Source organism: Acetobacter okinawensis JCM 25146 (assembly GCF_000613865.1).
Classification (GTDB): domain Bacteria; phylum Pseudomonadota; class Alphaproteobacteria; order Acetobacterales; family Acetobacteraceae; genus Acetobacter; species Acetobacter okinawensis.
Genome location: NZ_BAJU01000021.1, coordinates 13,339 through 30,004 on the forward strand (window position 1 = coordinate 13,339; position 16,666 = coordinate 30,004).

The 16,666-nt window shown below is 61.6% G+C and carries 16 protein-coding genes and 2 pseudogenes; 8 read left to right on the forward strand and 10 right to left on the reverse strand.

Features of this window, described 5'->3' with window-relative positions; genetic code table 11:
* Nucleotides 1–14 precede the first annotated feature (14 nt).
* Nucleotides 15–833: a 3-methyl-2-oxobutanoate hydroxymethyltransferase gene (gene panB, locus JCM25146_RS09625; RefSeq protein ID WP_025827615.1), complete on the forward strand. Its 819-nt coding sequence runs from the start codon at nucleotides 15–17 to the stop codon at nucleotides 831–833.
* 116 nt (nucleotides 834–949) lie between these two features.
* Here panB and JCM25146_RS09630 read toward each other — a convergent pair whose 3' ends face one another.
* Nucleotides 950–2,041: an NADH:flavin oxidoreductase/NADH oxidase gene (locus tag JCM25146_RS09630; RefSeq protein WP_025827616.1), complete on the reverse strand. Its 1,092-nt coding sequence runs from the start codon at nucleotides 2,039–2,041 to the stop codon at nucleotides 950–952.
* A 95-nt stretch (nucleotides 2,042–2,136) separates the two neighbouring features.
* Here JCM25146_RS09630 and JCM25146_RS09635 point away from each other — a divergent pair, with 95 nt between their 5' ends.
* Nucleotides 2,137–2,457 carry an ArsR/SmtB family transcription factor gene (locus tag JCM25146_RS09635; RefSeq protein WP_025827618.1) on the forward strand — a complete coding sequence of 107 codons (321 nt, stop codon included), beginning with the start codon at nucleotides 2,137–2,139 and terminating at the stop codon, nucleotides 2,455–2,457.
* A gap of 10 nt (nucleotides 2,458–2,467) precedes the next feature.
* Here JCM25146_RS09635 and JCM25146_RS09640 read toward each other — a convergent pair whose 3' ends face one another.
* The 7 genes and pseudogenes from JCM25146_RS09640 to argH all read right to left on the reverse strand — a co-directional run bounded on the left by JCM25146_RS09640 (nucleotide 2,468) and on the right by argH (nucleotide 9,516).
* Entirely contained in the window at nucleotides 2,468–3,451 is a 984-nt protein-coding gene (locus JCM25146_RS09640; protein WP_025827619.1) for a zinc-dependent alcohol dehydrogenase family protein, read from the reverse strand.
* Between the two features lie 195 nt (nucleotides 3,452–3,646).
* Nucleotides 3,647–4,417, reverse strand: a complete 771-nt coding sequence (locus tag JCM25146_RS24540; RefSeq protein WP_369347405.1) for a DUF4175 family protein — start codon at nucleotides 4,415–4,417, stop codon at nucleotides 3,647–3,649.
* A gap of 43 nt (nucleotides 4,418–4,460) precedes the next feature.
* Nucleotides 4,461–5,435: pseudogene (locus JCM25146_RS24545) on the reverse strand (DUF4175 family protein); the annotation flags it as partial.
* The gene (locus JCM25146_RS23815) at nucleotides 5,384–6,454 is read right to left on the reverse strand and encodes a DUF4175 family protein (RefSeq protein ID WP_242401039.1); all 1,071 of its coding nucleotides are present in this window, start codon (nucleotides 6,452–6,454) and stop codon (nucleotides 5,384–5,386) included. The pseudogene JCM25146_RS24545 and the gene JCM25146_RS23815, both read right to left, overlap by 52 nt.
* 3 nt (nucleotides 6,455–6,457) lie before the next feature.
* Nucleotides 6,458–7,801: a diaminopimelate decarboxylase gene (lysA, locus tag JCM25146_RS09650; RefSeq protein WP_025827622.1), complete on the reverse strand. Its 1,344-nt coding sequence runs from the start codon at nucleotides 7,799–7,801 to the stop codon at nucleotides 6,458–6,460.
* 117 nt (nucleotides 7,802–7,918) lie between these two features.
* Entirely contained in the window at nucleotides 7,919–8,059 is a 141-nt protein-coding gene (locus tag JCM25146_RS22900; protein ID WP_199897723.1) for a hypothetical protein, read from the reverse strand.
* A gap of 5 nt (nucleotides 8,060–8,064) precedes the next feature.
* Nucleotides 8,065–9,516 carry an argininosuccinate lyase gene (gene argH / locus JCM25146_RS09660; protein WP_025827624.1) on the reverse strand — a complete coding sequence of 484 codons (1,452 nt, stop codon included), beginning with the start codon at nucleotides 9,514–9,516 and terminating at the stop codon, nucleotides 8,065–8,067.
* Between the two features lie 245 nt (nucleotides 9,517–9,761).
* Here argH and JCM25146_RS18570 point away from each other — a divergent pair, with 245 nt between their 5' ends.
* From JCM25146_RS18570 to JCM25146_RS09690, 6 genes and pseudogenes are all read left to right on the forward strand, one after another.
* Nucleotides 9,762–10,070, forward strand: coding sequence for a hypothetical protein (locus JCM25146_RS18570; protein ID WP_035372362.1), 309 nt, complete (start codon nucleotides 9,762–9,764; stop codon nucleotides 10,068–10,070).
* An 87-nt stretch (nucleotides 10,071–10,157) separates the two neighbouring features.
* The gene (locus JCM25146_RS09670; RefSeq protein ID WP_025827627.1) at nucleotides 10,158–10,928 is read left to right on the forward strand and encodes an N-formylglutamate amidohydrolase; all 771 of its coding nucleotides are present in this window, start codon (nucleotides 10,158–10,160) and stop codon (nucleotides 10,926–10,928) included.
* Nucleotides 10,925–11,793 (forward strand): annotated as a pseudogene (locus tag JCM25146_RS18575) (shikimate dehydrogenase). The gene JCM25146_RS09670 and the pseudogene JCM25146_RS18575 overlap by 4 nt, the downstream one beginning before the upstream one ends.
* A gap of 38 nt (nucleotides 11,794–11,831) precedes the next feature.
* Nucleotides 11,832–12,419, forward strand: coding sequence for a dephospho-CoA kinase (coaE, locus tag JCM25146_RS09680; protein WP_025827628.1), 588 nt, complete (start codon nucleotides 11,832–11,834; stop codon nucleotides 12,417–12,419).
* A complete protein-coding gene (dnaQ, locus tag JCM25146_RS09685; protein ID WP_025827629.1) occupies nucleotides 12,416–13,090 on the forward strand; it encodes a DNA polymerase III subunit epsilon in 675 nt (224 codons plus the stop codon). The genes coaE and dnaQ overlap by 4 nt, the downstream gene beginning before the upstream one ends.
* A gap of 98 nt (nucleotides 13,091–13,188) precedes the next feature.
* Nucleotides 13,189–13,677 carry a hypothetical protein gene (locus JCM25146_RS09690; protein ID WP_025827631.1) on the forward strand — a complete coding sequence of 163 codons (489 nt, stop codon included), beginning with the start codon at nucleotides 13,189–13,191 and terminating at the stop codon, nucleotides 13,675–13,677.
* Between the two features lie 305 nt (nucleotides 13,678–13,982).
* Here JCM25146_RS09690 and JCM25146_RS09695 read toward each other — a convergent pair whose 3' ends face one another.
* Together JCM25146_RS09695 and rpe are read right to left on the reverse strand one after the other, a co-directional pair.
* Nucleotides 13,983–15,869, reverse strand: coding sequence for a heparinase II/III family protein (locus tag JCM25146_RS09695; RefSeq protein WP_025827633.1), 1,887 nt, complete (start codon nucleotides 15,867–15,869; stop codon nucleotides 13,983–13,985).
* Between the two features lie 100 nt (nucleotides 15,870–15,969).
* Nucleotides 15,970–16,632: a ribulose-phosphate 3-epimerase gene (rpe, locus tag JCM25146_RS09700; protein ID WP_025827635.1), complete on the reverse strand. Its 663-nt coding sequence runs from the start codon at nucleotides 16,630–16,632 to the stop codon at nucleotides 15,970–15,972.
* Between the last annotated feature and the right edge of the window lie 34 nt (nucleotides 16,633–16,666).

A 16,666-nucleotide genomic window follows, 5' to 3' on the forward strand; every position in this document is an offset into this window, starting at 1 on the left:
GGGGAGTTCAGGTTTTGAGCAAACACCACACAGTCCGGCGGCATACGCCCCGCTCGCTGGCGGCACTGGATACGCCCATTGTCTCCCTGACTGCCTACACAGCACCCATGGCCCGCCTGCTGGACCCGCATTGCGACCTGCTTCTGGTAGGGGATTCGCTGGGTATGGTGGTGTATGGCATGGACTCCACTCTGGCCGTGAGCGTGGAGATGATGATCGCCCACGGGCAGGCGGTTGTGCGTGGCAGCCAGACAGCCTGCGTTGCAGTGGACATGCCGTTTGGCAGTTATCAGGAAAGCCCGCAGCAGGCGTTCCGGGTTGCGGCGGACATTATGGCCCGGACGGGGGCTGGCTGCGTCAAGCTTGAAGGTGGGCGCGAAATGGCGCCGACCATTGCCTTTCTGGTCCAGCGCGGCATTCCGGTTATCGGGCATATCGGGCTTAAACCGCAGGCCGTGCATGCACATGGCGGCTTCCGCACCGTGGGGCGTGGGGATGAGGCCGAGCAGATTATGGCCGACGCGCTGGCGGTGGAGCAGGCAGGAGCCTTTGCCGTGGTGATTGAAAGCACGATGGAGCCGCTCTCGCGCGCGATTACCGAGGCATTGAGCATTCTGACCATAGGCATAGGGGCATCCCCCATGTGCGATGGGCAGGTGCTGGTGGCCGAGGACATGCTGGGCCTGTTCCCCGATTTTACACCACGGTTTGTGCGTAAATTTGCCAATCTGGGGCAGGAGGTAGAGCGTGCTGCGGCGGACTACGCCCATGCCGTGCGCACACGCAGTTTTCCCGGTCCTGCGGAATGCGTGGGCATGCCCAAGGTGGACTGACCTGCCAGCAGCAGCCCTCCGATGTTGGGGGTGTTGCGTAGGATTTACCCCGCGCAACCGGCGGGGCAAACCTTCCGCACAGGCAGGTAGGCCGTGCGGAAGGGGTGACGTACCTGTTACTGGTAGCGCGCAAGCCACCAGGCGTAGGAGGGGGGCAGAATGGTTTTGGCATCCTTGGCATGCAGGATACGTGCTGCCTCATGCGGCCAGTGCGGGTTGGCCAGCAGTGGGCGGCCTAGTGTGGCCACATCCACAATGTTGTTGCGGACCAGCGCATCGGCCTGACGCCCTTCGCTGATATACCATGAGGTGGTGACAGGCAGCCCTGCCTCCTGCCGGACCCGGTGTGCATAAGGGGCCATAAAGCCCGCACTCCACGGAATGTTGGCATCAGGTGTGGAAAAACCGATGCTGACATCAATGAAGTCCAGCCCGTGCTCTTTCATCTTACGTACAAGAGCAATGGACTCCTCGAGTGTCTGCTCGTCGTTCCCATCAAATTCAATCACGCCAAAACGTGCGCTCAGTGGCCGGTCTTCGGGCCAGACAGCACGGACAGCGGCCAGAGTTTCCAGCAAAAAGCGTCCCCGGTTTTCTGCCGAACCGCCATACTGGTCAGTGCGTTTGTTGGAATGCGTGGACCAGAAGCTCTGCGCCAGATAACCATGGGCAAAGTGCAGCATCAGCCACTCAAAGCCCACATCGCGCGCACGGATTGCAGCCGCCACAAAGTCGCTTTTAACGCGTTCAATGTCCTCAAGGGTCATCTCATGCGGCACGCGGGACAGGGCAGGGCCAAATGCTATGGGGGAGGGGGCAATGGGTTGCCAGCCACGCGGGTCGGAAGGGGGGATATGGTCATCACCTTCCCACGGTATATTAGCGCTGGCCTTGCGGCCCGCATGGGCGATCTGAATACCCGGCGTGGCACCGGTCTTGCGGATACTGGCAACAATGGGGGCAAAGGCCTGCGCCTGTGTATCGTTCCAAAGGCCAAGGCAGTTGGGGGTAATGCGCCCTTCGGGGGAGACAGCGGTGGCTTCCAGCGTGACCAGCCCTGCTCCGCCACGCGCGAGGGAGGCATAATGCACAGCGTGCCAGTCATTGGGTATGCCGTCCTGCGCCTGATACTGGCACATAGGGCCAACAGCAATGCGGTTGCGCAGAGTGCTGCCTTTTAGGGTATAAGGGTCAAAAAGCGTGGGCATGGACCATGTTCCTGCTTACGGGGCGTGATTGCCCGTTAGTTCGAATATAATCGAACTAACGGGCAAAGCAAGAGAAAGACAGGCCAGATCGTGACATGAAGCAGTATGACCACCCCTTGGCGCAGGACCTGCAACTGCCCTGCCTGCTTTACGCCCTGTCCGACCCGTTCCGGCTGGAGGTGGTGCGCAAGCTTGCCCTGTGCCAGCCCCAACCCTGCGCCCCCTTGCAGGACGGGCGGCCAAAATCCTCCGTGTCCCACCATTTTTCGGTCTTGCGCAAAGCAGGCATTATCCGCACCGAGGTGGTGGGCGTAACCCATATGAATTCCCTGCGTGAGCGGGAGCTTGAAGAGCGCTTCCCCGGTGTGCTGCGCGCAATCATGGCCGTAGCCATGGCGGAGAGCGCGCAGGGGTAGGTGCCTGCGGTCAGGGCACCAGCACGGCCGCACCGTCAAACCGCCCGTGGCGCAGGTCGTCCAGCGCCGTGTTGGCGTCCTTGAGTGCGTAAGTGGTTGTGGTGGTGTGAATGCCGATTCGAGGAGCGAGGGAGAGAAAATCCAGCCCATCCTCCCTGGTCAGGTTGGCGACCGAGACAATCTCGCGCTCCTCCCACAGGCTATCGTAGGAAAAAGCGGGAATTTCACTCATATGAATGCCTGCACAGACCACGCGGCCCCCTTTGCGCAGGGTTTTAAGGGCAGCGGGGACCAGAGCGCCATCGGGGGCAAAAATAATGGCGGCATCCAGTGGCTCAGGTGGCAGGTCATTGGACCCACCAGCCCATTTTGCACCCAGAGAGCGGGCAAAGTCCTGTGTTTTTGTATCTCCAGAGCGGGTAAAGGCGTACACCTCGCGTTTTTGCCACACCAGCACCTGCGCAATAATATGGGCAGCCGCCCCAAAGCCATACAGACCAACCTTCTGGGCATTGCCTGTTTTGCTTAGTGAGCGCCAGCCGATCAACCCCGCGCACAGCAGCGGCGCGAGCGAGACATCGGAGCCCTCCTCCCCCATGGGGAAGGCAAAATGCGCATCGGCCACCGCCATTGTGGCGTAGCCACCATCACGCGTGTAGCCGGTAAAAACGGGGTGGTCGCACAGGTTTTCGTGGTCGCTGGCACAATAGGGGCAATGGCCGCATGTGTGGCCAAGCCACGGAATACCCACGCGTTGACCAACCTGAAGGGAGGTCACGCCACTGCCCAGCATGTCCACCCGGCCAATAATTTCATGCCCCGGTGTTACGGGCAGTTTGGGGTGTGTCAGATCGCCATCGACCACATGCAGGTCTGTGCGGCACACGCCGCAGGCCAGCACCTTGACGCGGATCTGCCCGGGGCCGGGTGTGGGGTCTGGCAGTTCCTCCCATTGCAGTGGCGTGCGTGGGCTGTGCAGGCGCATGGCATACATGAAAGCTCTCCCTTTGTGGGGCTGCGGGTTTGCAGGCTGGCATGCCGCACTCCCCCGTGGCCGGGCCACGGTGTGGTGGTCCTTGTTCCAGTATGTGCCGCCATGACGGGGTGCGCAAAGGTCGGGTCTGTGCATTGCCGGGTTACTGTGGCGGCATAACCGTGTGGCCAGCGCCCCAAGGGCGCGGCTGGTGGGTCAGAAAGGTTTGAGCAGACGGTCCAGATAATCCAGTTCCTGCTGCGGGCGGGTCCGTTCTGAATCGCGGCGGCGCAGTTCCTGTTCAATCTCACGCGCGCGCTGGCGGGCTACCGTGTCGGGAATATGGGTGCTGTCATCGGTGTTCTGGTCCGTGCCTTCACCCTCTTTGCGGCCGAGCGGGTCTTTGCCTGTTGTGGTGTCGTCATCCCCGCTGTCGCCTGCGTTGTCTGTCGGCTGGCCGTTATCACTTTGCCCCGCATTGCCCGAACCGGAGGTTCCTTCGCCACTTCCCCCAAAGGAGGGCAGGAAGCTGGGGGGCGCGTTCTGGCCGCTACCTTTCATGCTGTCCTGCATCTGCTTGCGGCTCTGGCGCAGGGCTTCCAGTGCTTTTTCTTCCGCATTGGCGGCGGCGGCATCATCCCCATCGGCGAGCGCCTTGTGGGCTGCGGCCATGTTTTTGCGGGCCGCCTCAAACGCATCGGGGGTTTTGCCGGTGAGTTCTTTGAACTCGTCCTTCAACTCGCTCAGGGCCTGTTCCAGCGCATGCTGGGTCGCACGCTCCGTGCGGCGTGCAGCAGCCTGTGCCTCGGCCTTGGCCGGGTCGGGTAGCCCTGCGGGGGGCTGGGGGGTGCCAGTTGTTGGCGCCGGGACTACCGGTTCCCCCCATGTTCTGGGGACTGGCATCGGGCGGGGCGGGGAGCCCCAGCCTGCGCAGTAGTTCGGATGTGGGCAGGTTGGCGTATTCCGCCGCCTCTCCATCCCCATCATCCGCCAGATCGCTCTGTTGTTGGGAGAGGCTGCGCAGGTGCTCGTCAAGGCGGGACTGAGCGTGGTCCAGCAGGCTGGATTCTTTTGTTGTCAGGTCGTGCAGGGCGGCGGCCTGTTCGCGCGCTTTCTGCTGGGCCTGCATCTGCTGGGCCAGAGCGGCAAGGTCCTGCGGTGTGGCGTTGCGCATGCGCTCGGTTGCATTTTCCATATCCTGCAAACGTTGCATGGCATCGCCTGCGCGGCCATTGGCGGCATCGGCGCGTAACTGCTGCATCAACCGCTCAAACGCCTTGTTCCCGGCGGCAGAAAAACCGGGCAGGTCGGGGATGGCCGTGTGGTTGCGCAAAGCGCTCTCGGCCAGAGCCTGCATTTTGCGGGCAATGGCATCCTGTAGCGCCTTCAGGCTCTGTTCCAGCTCTTCCTGTGCCTGCTGGTTATGGGTGCCGTTACGCTTCATCTCTGCCAGCTTCTGGGCGACGTCGGCCTGTGCTGCCCGTACGTCAATGGAGGCCTGCGCACTGGCATTGTCGCCCGTGCGCCGGTCTTCTATGTCCAGCGCCAGATCCCACAGCAGGTTGGTCGCACTTGTGCGTGCGGTCTTGGCGTCTATGTCGGCATTGTCCAGCAGAGCCACAATGCTGGTTAGGTTGAGGAACATGCCCGTATGCTCACGCACAGGCCCCGGGGCCTCGCCCAGTGCGTCTAGATCCTGCGCTGTGTCCTCGCGCGTTTCCTGCTCCAGTGCAAAGCGCCTGCGAACATCCAGAATGGCGCGGGCGATGGGGGAGTGGAAAACCCGGCCCCCGAGCCTGAACGTAACGGGAGCACTCTCAGCCTTATGCCCGCTGGTAGCGGTGGCAACAATCTGCCCCGTGACTTCCTGCCCGGCCCATGGGTCCTCCGACAAGTCGGGGGATACAACATTTTTAACGGATTTAGGGTGCCCGGTTAAAGGCAGCGGCAGGCTTAGTTCCCGCTTTTGATTGGCGCCACGGGCAGGGTGGGCGGCATGCAGCACAACCTGAAGGTTGGATAGCCCATAGGCATGGCTGGCCGTGTAAGGCAGTCTGGTATGCCAGTCACCCTTTGGCCCGGCTCCGGGGGAGGGCCCCATGCAACCTGTGGTGCCAGATCGGGCAGTACTGTAATGGGCCAGCTTGCAAGTGTGCGCCCACGACCACTCAGGCGGAGCACACCACTATGGGTCAGTGTTGCTTCCAGCTTCCAGCTATGTGGGTCCAGCTTCTGGCGTTTTGCATCCTGCGCGACCATGCCCCGCAGCCCTTGCAGCGCGGGGTGGGACACCATGCCGTTGACAATAACGCTCAGTCGCGCCCCTTCCAGCACCTGCGGTATGGGGTGCCCAGCACTTAAAAAAATGGGGGCATCCGGCGCGTAAGAGGGGGGAGTAATCCACGCATCAATATGGGGGAGGGGTACGTCCGGGTCGTCCCGTCCGGGAATAAAGGCGGCCAGCACACGTCCGGGGGCCGAGGAGCCTGCCATAGCTGTGGCCAGCCCCAGTGCCAGCACCAGAACACCGGCAGTGATCTGGCGGGGGCGGCCCTTGGGCATAAGGTGCGGCCAGCCTGCACGTAATGTACCCAAAGAGGCCAGAAGGCGCTGCCTGTGCGCCTGCCATAAAATGGCGCTGCTGGTATGGGGGAGTGGGGCTGGTGTGTCCGCCAGACTGGCAAGGGGGCGGTTGCGCAGGCCCGATGCCTGCTCGATCCGGTGGTCTATGTCCTCCGGTGTGGCGGGGCGGAGATGTGCCAGATCGGTGTGGAGCCGCCAGCCACACAGGCTGAGCCAGCCCGCTACACCAACAAGGCGCAAACCATCGGGGAGTTGCTGGGGCAGGCGTAGCAGCCCGGCCAGAGTATAGGCGCCAAGCATGGCCAGCGTGGGCTGGAGTGCTGGCCAGAGCTGCTCGGTGTACAAAACAAGGCCCGCGTGGCGGCGCACATGGGCCAGACGGGCCGCCAGTGTGCCGTCCTGCGCGGTTGACGCGGTCAGATCATGCTTCAGACCGCGCATGCGTCATGCTTTTCCGGTCGGGGGGGCGGGCAGGGTTTCATCCTGCCACATTTCCTCCAGCGTCTGCCGGTGGCGTATGACTGTCCATTGACCGTTCTCCACCAGAACTTCCGAGGCCAGAGGGCGGCTGTTGTAGTTGGAACTCATGACTGTACCATAAGCGCCCGTGTCCAGAATGGCTATACGGGATGCGCGCCCAAGGGGGGGGAGCAGGCGGTCACGCGCAAAAGTGTCCCCACTTTCGCACACTGGTCCCACAACATGGATGGGGGCTACAGGCTGGTTAAAGTCCTGTGGTGCCAGGGGGAGGATACCGTGCCAGGCCTCATACATACTGGGGCGGACCAGATCGTTCATGGCGGCGTCAAGCACGAGGAAGGGGCTTGGCAGGCCCTCCTCCTTACGCAGGATAACGCTGCTGAGCAGCACGCCAGCCGGGCCTATGGGCCAGCGTCCGGGCTCAATGCTCAGGCGCAGGCCAAGGTCGCCCAGTTCCGCACGCATGGCGCCAGCCAGTGCTTCGGGCTGGCCTTCCACCTCGTTGCGGTAGCTGATGCCAAGCCCGCCGCCGCAATCCACCACCTCAACAGCCAGCCCGCTGGCGCGTACGCTCCGTACCAGATCGGCTATGCGGGCATAGGCGGCATGGTAAGGGGCGGTGGACAGAATCTGGCTGCCAATATGGGTTGCAAAGCCGACGGGGATCAGGCCCGGCAGGGTAAAGGCGCGCGCATAAAGGGCGGCCGCGTTGGCAAATGGAATGCCAAATTTGTTGTCGGCCAGACCCGTGGTGATTTTTGCGTGGGTCTCGGCATCCACATCGGGGTTGACGCGCAGGGTAATTCTGGCCGGCTTGCCAAGGCGTGAGGCAATGGCCGAGATAATTTCCAGCTCTTCAGCACTTTCCACGTTGATCTGGCCAATGCCCAGACCAATGGCGTGTTCCAGCTCCGCGTCACTTTTGCCTACGCCAGAGAACACGACCCGCTGCGCCGGAATCCCCGCCTTTTGTGTGCGGGCCAGTTCGCCACCGCTGACAATATCCGCGCCATACCCTTCCTGCCCGATAATGGAGAGGACAGAGAGGTGGTCATTCGCCTTGACTGCGTAGTGAATGCGCACGTCCAGCCCGGCATCCGTCATGGCGGTTTGCATGCGTTTGAGGCGCTGGCGGAGCGTGTTGGCCCCGACCACCCAGCATGGCGTGCCCAGAGCATCGGCAATGGCGTTAAGGGGAACACCCTCTAGCATCAGTCCGCAGAGCGGGTCTGTGCTCAGGTGCGGGTGTGTTGCCAGCAGTTCAGCCAGCGAGGGATCGGCATCGGTATAAACTGGTAAGTCAGCCATGAGGCAAACAGGGCCTTGGAAAAAAGAGGTCAGGGGCAGGGTTGGGCAGGCCGGGCAGCAGGCCACCCCCCTGCACGTTTGCGCAAGAGGGTTGGCCTGCGGGACCAGGTGTTATGCTCAGTCCGATGGGTAAACGCGGGGGTAGGTGACATCGCTATGAGGGCCTGGGGCCTGGTTTGGCCCTTTTTTGCCGCAGGCGGCCAGTGGCAGGCACAGGGCTGTTGCCAGAAACAGGCCTATAAACAGGCGGGGGGTCATTGCTCTCAGCCTTCCGCGGTGGTGTGGGTGCCACTGGTCAGTGCCTCAAGCCAGCGGGTGGCCTGTGCCTGCACGTTGGTGGCGGCGGTCCCCCCTTCGCTCGTGCGGGAGGCGATGGAGGCGTCAACACTCAGCACCGAGTAGATGTCCTGCGTAATGCCCGGTTCCTCGGCCTGCATTTCAGCCAGTGTCAGTTCAGCCAGACCAATGTTCTGGGCTTCGGCCCGTGCAACAAGGCGGCCGGTTACGTGGTGGGCCGTGCGGAAGGGCACCTTGAGCACACGGACCAGCCAGTCTGCAATGTCGGTTGCGGTCGAGTAGCCCGAGCCCGCCAGTGCGCGCATCTGCTGGGTGTTTGCGGTCATGTCGCGCACCATACCGTCACACGCAGCAAGGCACAGGGCGGCGGCATCTGTTGCGGCAAAAACGGGTTCCTTGTCCTCCTGCATGTCCTTGGCGTAGGCCAACGGCAGACCTTTCATGACCGTAAGCAGGCCGACCAGGCTGCCATTGATGCGGCCTGTTTTGGCGCGGACCAGTTCAGCGGCATCGGGGTTGCGCTTTTGCGGCATGATGGACGAGCCGGTGGTAAAGGCGTCGGACAGGCGGATGAAGGAGAAGGGGGAGGAACACCAGATCACGATCTCCTCAGCCATGCGGGAGAGGTGCATGGCCAGAATGGAGAGTGCTGACAGGTATTCAACCGCAAAATCCCGGTCCGAGACTGCATCGAGCGAATTGGCTGTCGGACGCTCAAAATGTAGGAGTGCGGCGGTCATTTTACGGTCAATGGGGAAGGACGTGCCAGCAAGTGCCGCCGAGCCAAGGGGGCATTCGTTCAGGCGGCGGCGTGTATCGGCCAGACGTCCGCGGTCGCGGGCCAGCATTTCCACATAGGCCATCAGGTGGTGGCCAAAGGTCACGGGCTGGGCGGTTTGCAGGTGCGTAAAGCCGGGCATGGGGTCTGCCGCATGCTCACGCGCACGCAGGGCCAATGCCCGCATGAGCGAGGCAACCTGCTGGTCCAGCCCGTCTATGGCGTCACGCACCCACAGGCGGAAGTCTGTTGCAACCTGGTCATTGCGCGAACGTGCGGTGTGCAGCCGCTTGCCAGCCTCGCCTACCCGTTCGGACAGGCGGGCTTCGATATTCATGTGAATATCCTCCAGCGCTTCGGAGAAGGTAAAGCTGCCTGCGGCAATTTCCGAGCCGATTTCGTTCAGTCCTGCGCGGATCGCAGCTTCATCATCCTTGGAGATGATGCCCACATGGGCCAGCATGGCGGCATGGGCCAGAGAGCCTGCTATGTCCTGCTTCCACAACGCCTTGTCAAAGCTGATGGATGCGTTGATCGCCTGCATGATGTCTGAAGGACCACCGGCAAATCGTCCGCCCCACTGCGCATTGGCATTGGCTGTGGTGGCGGTTTGGGCCGGAGGCTGGTTCGTCAAGGACATGGTTGGCTGACCTGTTTGGTTGCGTATAGTGTTGAGCCGCAGCCATAATACCGGAGTGGGCTGAATGCAAAGCCCATCCTACCGGCGCATGCCCCGTGGCGCAAACCGCCATGCGTGCGCCAGATCATGCCAGCGCTGCGGCGGATGAGGGCTTTTTATGGCTCATGGGGTGTTTGCAGGGGTGGCTGCACGGGCATTTCTCTGCTTATAAAGTGTTTAAAATACACAGAGTTCAGGAAAAGACCATGGTGCACAAACTTGCAACTTTTGGCGTAATTGACCCGGGCGCAAATGTGCTGCTCGAAGTGATCCGGGCGGAAAACCCGATTGCCGCAGTGCAGCGGCTGGAAGAAAAGATGCGTGGCCCCGAATACGTGGCGGCCCGCACCTACGCTCAGGGTGGAGAAGAATCGCTTGATGGTACGGACCCGGCCTATCTGGTCTATGCTCTGGATGACAGCGGGCTGGATGCGGAAGGCCTGACGGGGGAAGACGCAGGGCGCGTCAGGGCGCAGGCAGCACTTGCCGCCATTGTTGTCTCCTCCGTTAAATAAGACGCTTGAAAAATTGCAGGTCTGTGTGGGGTGGGGGCGTGCTGGCTCCATACCCCACCGGGCAGGCAGGCTAATATTTGGGCACTGATGACAGATATACTGGCTGAGAGCTTCAGGGTTTACGGGCAAGACGGTGGTGGCCCCTTTGTGCTGGTCAGTGACCACGCAGGGCAGGCCATTCCTCCTTCTCTGGGCGATCTGGGGCTGAGTGCCACTGAGCGCGCACGTCATATCGGGTGGGATATCGGCATAGACGGCGTTGGCCGCAGGCTGGCGGATGCTCTGCCAGCGGTGCTGGTTGAACAGGTCTATTCCCGCCTTGTTATTGACTGTAACCGCGCCCCCGGTCACCCCACCTCCATTGTCGCGCAAAGTGATGGCACCCCGGTCCCGCGCAACCAGAATCTGGATGCTGCGGATGTGGCATGGCGTGAGCAGACCATCCTGCACCCGTATCATAACCGGATTGCGCAGGAACTGGACGCCCGGCTGACCAATGGGCGTAGCGTGGTGGTTGTGGCGCTGCACAGCTTTACCCCTGTCATGCACAATGTCGCACGGCCATGGCATGTGGGGCTGCTGCATAACCATGACTCGCGTCTGGCCCATATCATGATCGAACTGTTGCGGGCTGAAGGGTTGGTGGTGGGGGATAATGAGCCTTACGCCCTGACCGATACATCGGACTACACGGTGCCCCTGCACGGTGAGCAGCGGGACCTACCGCATATTGAAATTGAAATCCGTCAGGACCTGATCGCCCACTCCGCTGGTCAGGCGGAATGGGCGGCCCGACTGGCGCGCCTGCTCCCTGAAGCCTGGCAGATTTTTTGCACAAGGTACGAACAGCAGCCATGACCACATCCGCCCCTTCCATTCCCGCGCAGATCATAACCGGCAAGGCCCGACTGGCAGGGGTGTTGGGCTGGCCGGTTGCGCATTCGCGCTCGCCAGCGCTGCATAACTACTGGCTGCGCCGCTATGGGGTGGATGGGGCCTATGTGCCACTACCTGCGGCTCCCGCGTGTTTTGAGGCTGCGGTCAGGGGTTTGCAGGCTGCGGGCTTTCGTGGGGCTAACGTGACCATTCCACATAAGGAGGCCGCCTATAGTCTGGCAGATGAGCTGGACGAGTCAGCCCGCCGGGCCGGGGCGGTCAACACGTTTGTGTTCCGCGAGGATGGTACAATTCTCGGCCTTTCAACCGATGGGGACGGGTTTGTCGCCAGTCTGGAGGCTGAAGGCCTGCCCCCACGCCCGCGGACGCGCGCCTTGTTGCTGGGGGCAGGTGGGGCGGCCCGCTCCGTTGCCGCGGCTTTGCAGGACAGGGGGATTGAGGTGTGCATCACCAACCGCACGCAGGAGCGGGCGACCGCCCTTGCAGCTGCCTGCCGGGTGCGGATGTGCTGCCATGGTCGGTGTGGGAGCGCGAGCTGGGCGCGTTTGCACTGCTAGTCAACACAACCTCGCTAGGTATGGAAGGCGGGCCTGATCCTCGGTTCAGCCCGTCTTTGGCCCATGCGGCGGATGATCTGGTGGTGGCAGATATTGTTTATGTGCCACGCATGACGCCTCTTCTGGCTTCCGCCCAGCAGCAGGGCGTGCGTACGGTGGGGGGCTTGGGCATGCTGCTGCATCAGGCCCGGCTGGGTTTTCGGGAGTGGTTTGGCGTTGACCCGCAGGTGGACAAGGCAACGCAGGACTATGTTCTGGGTAGCCTGTGAGTGCGTGCAGTTCCCTCTGATCGGAGCAGGGTCTGAGCATGAAGATACTGGGCCTGACTGGCGGCATGGGCATGGGCAAAAGCACGATTGCCACCTTGCTACGCAGGGCAGGGGTGCCGGTGTTTGATGCGGATGCGGTCGTCCACCATCTTCAGGCGCCCGGTGGCGCGGCCCTGCCGCCCATTGCACGGCTTGTGCCCGAGGCCGTAAAGGACGGGCAACTGGACCGCGCGGCATTGCGGCAGGCGGTGCTGGCACACCCGGCGTTGCTGAAAAAACTGGAAGCCATCATGCATCCGCTGGTGCGTCAGGCGCGTACGTGCTTTTTGCGCCGCTCTCGCAGGCAGGGGGCAGCGTGGGTTGTGCTGGATATTCCCCTGCTCTTTGAAACGGGGGGCAACAGGCTCTGCCACAAGGTGGTGGTGGTTTCTGCCCCCACATGGGTGCAGCGCAGGCGTGTGGCGCTCAGGCGGAATATGCCCCATACACAGGCCCGGCGGCTGATTGCCTGCCAGATGCCAGATGCCCGCAGGGTGCAAAAGGCGGATACCGTGATCCGCACGGGGTTATCTATTATGGAAACAGAACGGCAGGTCCGCCGTCTGCTCGGGAGTTTGAGGGCGTGAAGCGATCCATCCTGTTTGATACGGAAACAACGGGTCTGGACCCCGCAACCGGAGACCGGGTGATTGAAATTGCAGCCCTTGAACTGGTAGGTGACCTGCCCACCGGCCGGGAATACCGCACCCTGATCGACCCTGAGCGCGACGTGCCGGAGGAGGCAAGCCGCGTACACGGCTTTACCCGGGCAGACCTTGAAGGACAGCCAAAATTTGCCGAGATCGTGGATGATTTTCTGGCGTTTGTAGGGGACGATGCGCTGATTGCGCATAACGCCCGCTTCGACTTTGGCTTTTTAAACGCTGAACTCAAACGCATTGGCCGCAAACCGCTGGACATGGAGCGCATGGTGGACACGCTGGACATGGCGCGGGAGCGTTTTCCCGGCATGCCCAATAGTCTGGATGCGTTGTGCCGCCGTTTTGGCGTGGATCTGTCTGCGCGTACAACCCACAATGCGCTGCTGGACTGCAGATTGCTGGCCGAAGTTTATGTGGAACTTATGGGTGGCCGCCAGCACGGCCTTGGGCTGGTGGCAGAAGGGGAACAGGCCCCGGCTGTGGTGTACGACGGGCCAGCAGAGCGCAGGATTGTGCGGGTGAGCCCCAGTGCGGCCGAACTGGCAGCCCATGCCGGTTTTGTAGAACAGCTTAAAGACCCGATCTGGAATAGCTGAGCCGCCCGGTCATTCCCCCACGACCTTGGAATAAGGCTATGCAGCAGCAAAAGCCTATGCCATGTTTTGGGGGTCCCGACTACCAAGGAGCATTTTTGATGCGTTTAGCATCCCGTCATTTTCTTGCGGCTCTGGCCCTCTCCGGCGCATGGGCTCTGCCCGCAGGAGCAGAGACCCTGCTGGGCCCTGTCATGGCGGAGGTCACCTTCAAGACCCGTTCAGCCGATCTGGGCGTGGGTTACACTTGGGGGAATGGTGTGTTGACGTACGGCGGGCATGAATACCCGTTTGAGGTCAGCGGGGCTTCGGCTGCGGCTGTCGGTTTTTCCTCCGGCAACAGCGTGGGCAAGGTTTACAACCTGCAACGTCTGGAGGATTTTCCCGGCACGTACTGGTCACTTTCGGGCGAGACAACAGTCGGTAAGGGTGTTGCCGGGCATCTGATGGAAAATGATTCGGGCGTACGTATCCGGCTGGATGAAATCCGTACGGGGGGGCGTTTTGCTGCTTCTCCCTCCCGTCTGACCATCCGCTTTCTGCCCGAAGCTAAAAAAGCCACGACCACCCCTCCGGTCAAAAAAGACTAGGCACGGCTAACAGGACGTCTGGTTCTGTTGGCAATGGCTACACAGGCAGGGTGTCGGAGAGCATACCACTCTCCGTATCACCTTGTGTGCTGAGCAAATATTCTGCTGTGCCGGTTGAGGTGTCCCTGACTGCTTGATGCGGCTAACCGGCTCAGGGACGTGCCTACCATGCATCAATATGCCGCGCCTTCACGGTTTACGTCCCCAATTCTCCATGATTTTGCATCGGCCCCATTCTGCAATGGTCACCGGGTGGCTAGGGCTTATTGCCTGTGGTGCATCTATGCGTCCGGGTGAAATGCGGCTTATTCGCTTATAAGGGACAGCGCCCAGTGGATAGGCTTGGGAGGGGGCTGCCCGATTATGGGGTAAGGCAATCCGGTCGTGCCATTTGCTGCTGGCTGAGGTTGTGGAGGTGCGGCGGGGAAGGCGGTCTGGGCTTCCTGACCAGCAAACTGGTCATTCCCTGCTGACAGTAGCCCTACCTCCTGCGGTAAGGGTTGCGTATTCTCCGGTGCGTGGGCCCGTGTTTCAGCTTCTGCGCTGTCAAGCGGAAGGGGCGTGTGGGCTGTGTCTTCAGGCTCTGCCGGCAGCTCGGGGTCTGCGTGCTCTTCCGCTGTGTCAGGTTTAGTCGGGGCTGGCGTCTGTTCCTGTGGCAGGGGTGGGGTCAGGACAAGCTGCAATGTTGCGGTGCGCTGGCCTTGGCCAAGGTAGATACTTTCTTCCACACTGACTTGCCCATCGGACTGGAACAGCCAGCTTTCCTCCTCGCTATGGAGCAGATGCCCGTTTTCCGTCGGTTCTACCATAATGTCGGGGTGGAGGTGGAAGCGCACGCAGGGGGCACGGGCCAGAGTGGCCCCTTCCAGTTTTTCTTCCCCGCGCAGGGTACGCCCGTCTTTGCCCAGATAAAGCTGGCGATGGTACACGCCCCCGCCCTGACTTTCGTACCCATTATGGGTCATGTCCAGCCAGTGGGCACCATCCTGCGTGGCGTGGGTACGGCTAACCTGTGGAGGTCTGCTGGTGCCGCCTCCGGGTTCAAATGTCATGGGGGCCATGTCTACCAGTTCCAGCACGGAATGGGCGGCGGGGTAACGCAGGGCTTCCGCCCAGCCTTTTTGCCTGCTGGCACCGCAATTGACGATCAGCCGCTGTTTGCCGGATGAAAATTCGAACGACAGCATGCCAGCATGGGCCGTATGGTCAAACCCTTTGGGGGCAGGGGCGGCAGCATCGGCTATGAGCAGGGCGCGCCCACTGCTCAGGCGGGCAAACCCGCTTTCTGGCAGTCCAGCGGCCACGACCCGTGCGCGGGAGGCACGGTTGAGCACAAGCTCCACCAGATGCGGGTCGCGCTCGCTGCTTCCGTTAAACAGGGCCAGCCCGCCATCTCCATGTCGCAGGGCGCGCAGGGCGGGGACCGTACGGTTTGCCGCTTCGACCAGCGTTGTGGGCAGGGGTAGACGCGCGGCCTGAAGAATATACAGCATTTCCGCCAGTTCCTTTACGCTCAGGAACAGGCTTTCAGGGTTGCGGGTAATGTGTCCACCATCTGGCAGAATCTGGCTTGTAATCACCTCATCAATCAACCGCAGGTAGCGGGTCAGGAATTCGGGATAATCGGGGATGGAAACGGCAACCGCCAGCAGCCCTTTGAGCGCGCAAAGCGCCTGCCAGCCAGAGGCTGCCTCGGGCATGAGCACCATGATGGAGCGCGCTTCCATCATGAGCGATGCCATAAGGTGCTGGCGAAAACTGTCGTCTGCCGAGGCAGCAAAAAACTCGTAACAGCCAAGCCATGCGCTCAGGCGCGCACCAGTAATGGAGGGGTCAATAACGGCCCGCTCCGCAGCAGGTAGGCGGATCCAGTGCGAAACAAGGGTGCGTGCCTTGATCCGTGCGGATTCTGCACCCAGTTCACGCAGATCCTGTAACCAGGTAAAGCTCTGCAGCCACCGGCGGTAAGCTGCGGGCCATGCCGGGTCGTCCCATACGCCAGACTGGAGTGTGCGTGAGACGCCATCAAACTCGGTTCGGTTCCTAACCAGTTTTTCCCCTACCGTGGCGTTGCCCGGCCACAGGTCACGTAGCACCACCGCCGGTGCGGCAGGAACACGCGCAAATCCACCAAGCGGGTTGCGCATGGCGTAGGCAAGGCGGGGTCCACGGGTCCAGCGGCGAAGGGGCATCAGGCGAGTGTAACTCCAGAGCTGGGGTGTAAGCGATGCTACTCTAAGGGCACTTTATGACAATATTGGGTGTAATTCTGCTTAATATGCATACGGCAGCTCAGGCGGGGCGGAGGGCTGCAATGGCGGCGGCGTAATCTGGCTTGCCGTAAACCGCACTGCCCGCAATGAGCACATCCGCCCCGGCCTGTATGGCCAGAGGGGCCGTTTTTGCATCTATGCCGCCATCAACAGCCAGACGGATATCGCGGCCACTGTGGGTGATCATCTCACGCAGGCGGGTGATTTTGGGCAACTGGCTGCTCAGGAATTTCTGGCCACCAAAACCGGGGTTTACGGTCATGACCAGAATAACGTCCACAAGGTCCATGACTTCGGCAATGGCGTCTGCCGGGGTTGCGGGGCAGAGCACAATGCCCGGCTTGGCCCCAAGCTGGCGGATTAACTGGAGCGAGCGGTGCGTATGTGGCCCTGCTTCGATATGAATGAGAATCTGGTCCGCCCCGGCCTGTGCAAATGCCTCCAGATAGGGGTCTACTGGGGCGATCATCAGATGCACGTCAAAGGGTATGGCGGTGTGCTTGCGGAGTGCCTGCACCACGGCTGGTCCAAAGGAAATGTTGGGCACAAAATGGCCGTCCATGACATCCAGATGGATCCAGTCCGCACCGGCTTGGGCAACGGCTTGTACCTCTTCTCCCAGCCGCGCAAAATCGGCGGCCAGAATACTCGGAGCGATCAGGGGGAATGATGCAGAACTCATTCCCCGTTTATCCGCAATAGCAGCCGCCTGCGCA

Bases quoted from the DNA above. Each gene is read 5' to 3' on its own strand.
- JCM25146_RS18570 (WP_035372362.1), top strand. From the start codon at position 9,762: ATGGTGCACAAACTTGCAACTTTTGGCGTAATTGACCCGGGCGCAAAT.
- JCM25146_RS09690 (WP_025827631.1), top strand. From the start codon at position 13,189: ATGCGTTTAGCATCCCGTCATTTTCTTGCGGCTCTGGCCCTCTCCGGC.
- JCM25146_RS09630 (WP_025827616.1), bottom strand. From the start codon at position 2,041: ATGCCCACGCTTTTTGACCCTTATACCCTAAAAGGCAGCACTCTGCGC.
- lysA (WP_025827622.1), bottom strand. From the start codon at position 7,801: ATGGCTGACTTACCAGTTTATACCGATGCCGATCCCTCGCTGGCTGAA.
- rpe (WP_025827635.1), bottom strand. From the start codon at position 16,632: ATGAGTTCTGCATCATTCCCCCTGATCGCTCCGAGTATTCTGGCCGCC.
- JCM25146_RS09635 (WP_025827618.1), top strand. From the start codon at position 2,137: ATGAAGCAGTATGACCACCCCTTGGCGCAGGACCTGCAACTGCCCTGC.
- JCM25146_RS09670 (WP_025827627.1), top strand. From the start codon at position 10,158: ATGACAGATATACTGGCTGAGAGCTTCAGGGTTTACGGGCAAGACGGT.
- coaE (WP_025827628.1), top strand. From the start codon at position 11,832: ATGAAGATACTGGGCCTGACTGGCGGCATGGGCATGGGCAAAAGCACG.
- JCM25146_RS09695 (WP_025827633.1), bottom strand. From the start codon at position 15,869: ATGCCCCTTCGCCGCTGGACCCGTGGACCCCGCCTTGCCTACGCCATG.
- JCM25146_RS09640 (WP_025827619.1), bottom strand. From the start codon at position 3,451: ATGTATGCCATGCGCCTGCACAGCCCACGCACGCCACTGCAATGGGAG.
- argH (WP_025827624.1), bottom strand. From the start codon at position 9,516: ATGTCCTTGACGAACCAGCCTCCGGCCCAAACCGCCACCACAGCCAAT.
- JCM25146_RS22900 (WP_199897723.1), bottom strand. From the start codon at position 8,059: ATGACCCCCCGCCTGTTTATAGGCCTGTTTCTGGCAACAGCCCTGTGC.
- JCM25146_RS24540 (WP_369347405.1), bottom strand. From the start codon at position 4,417: ATGATGGGGATGGAGAGGCGGCGGAATACGCCAACCTGCCCACATCCG.
- JCM25146_RS23815 (WP_242401039.1), bottom strand. From the start codon at position 6,454: ATGCGCGGTCTGAAGCATGATCTGACCGCGTCAACCGCGCAGGACGGC.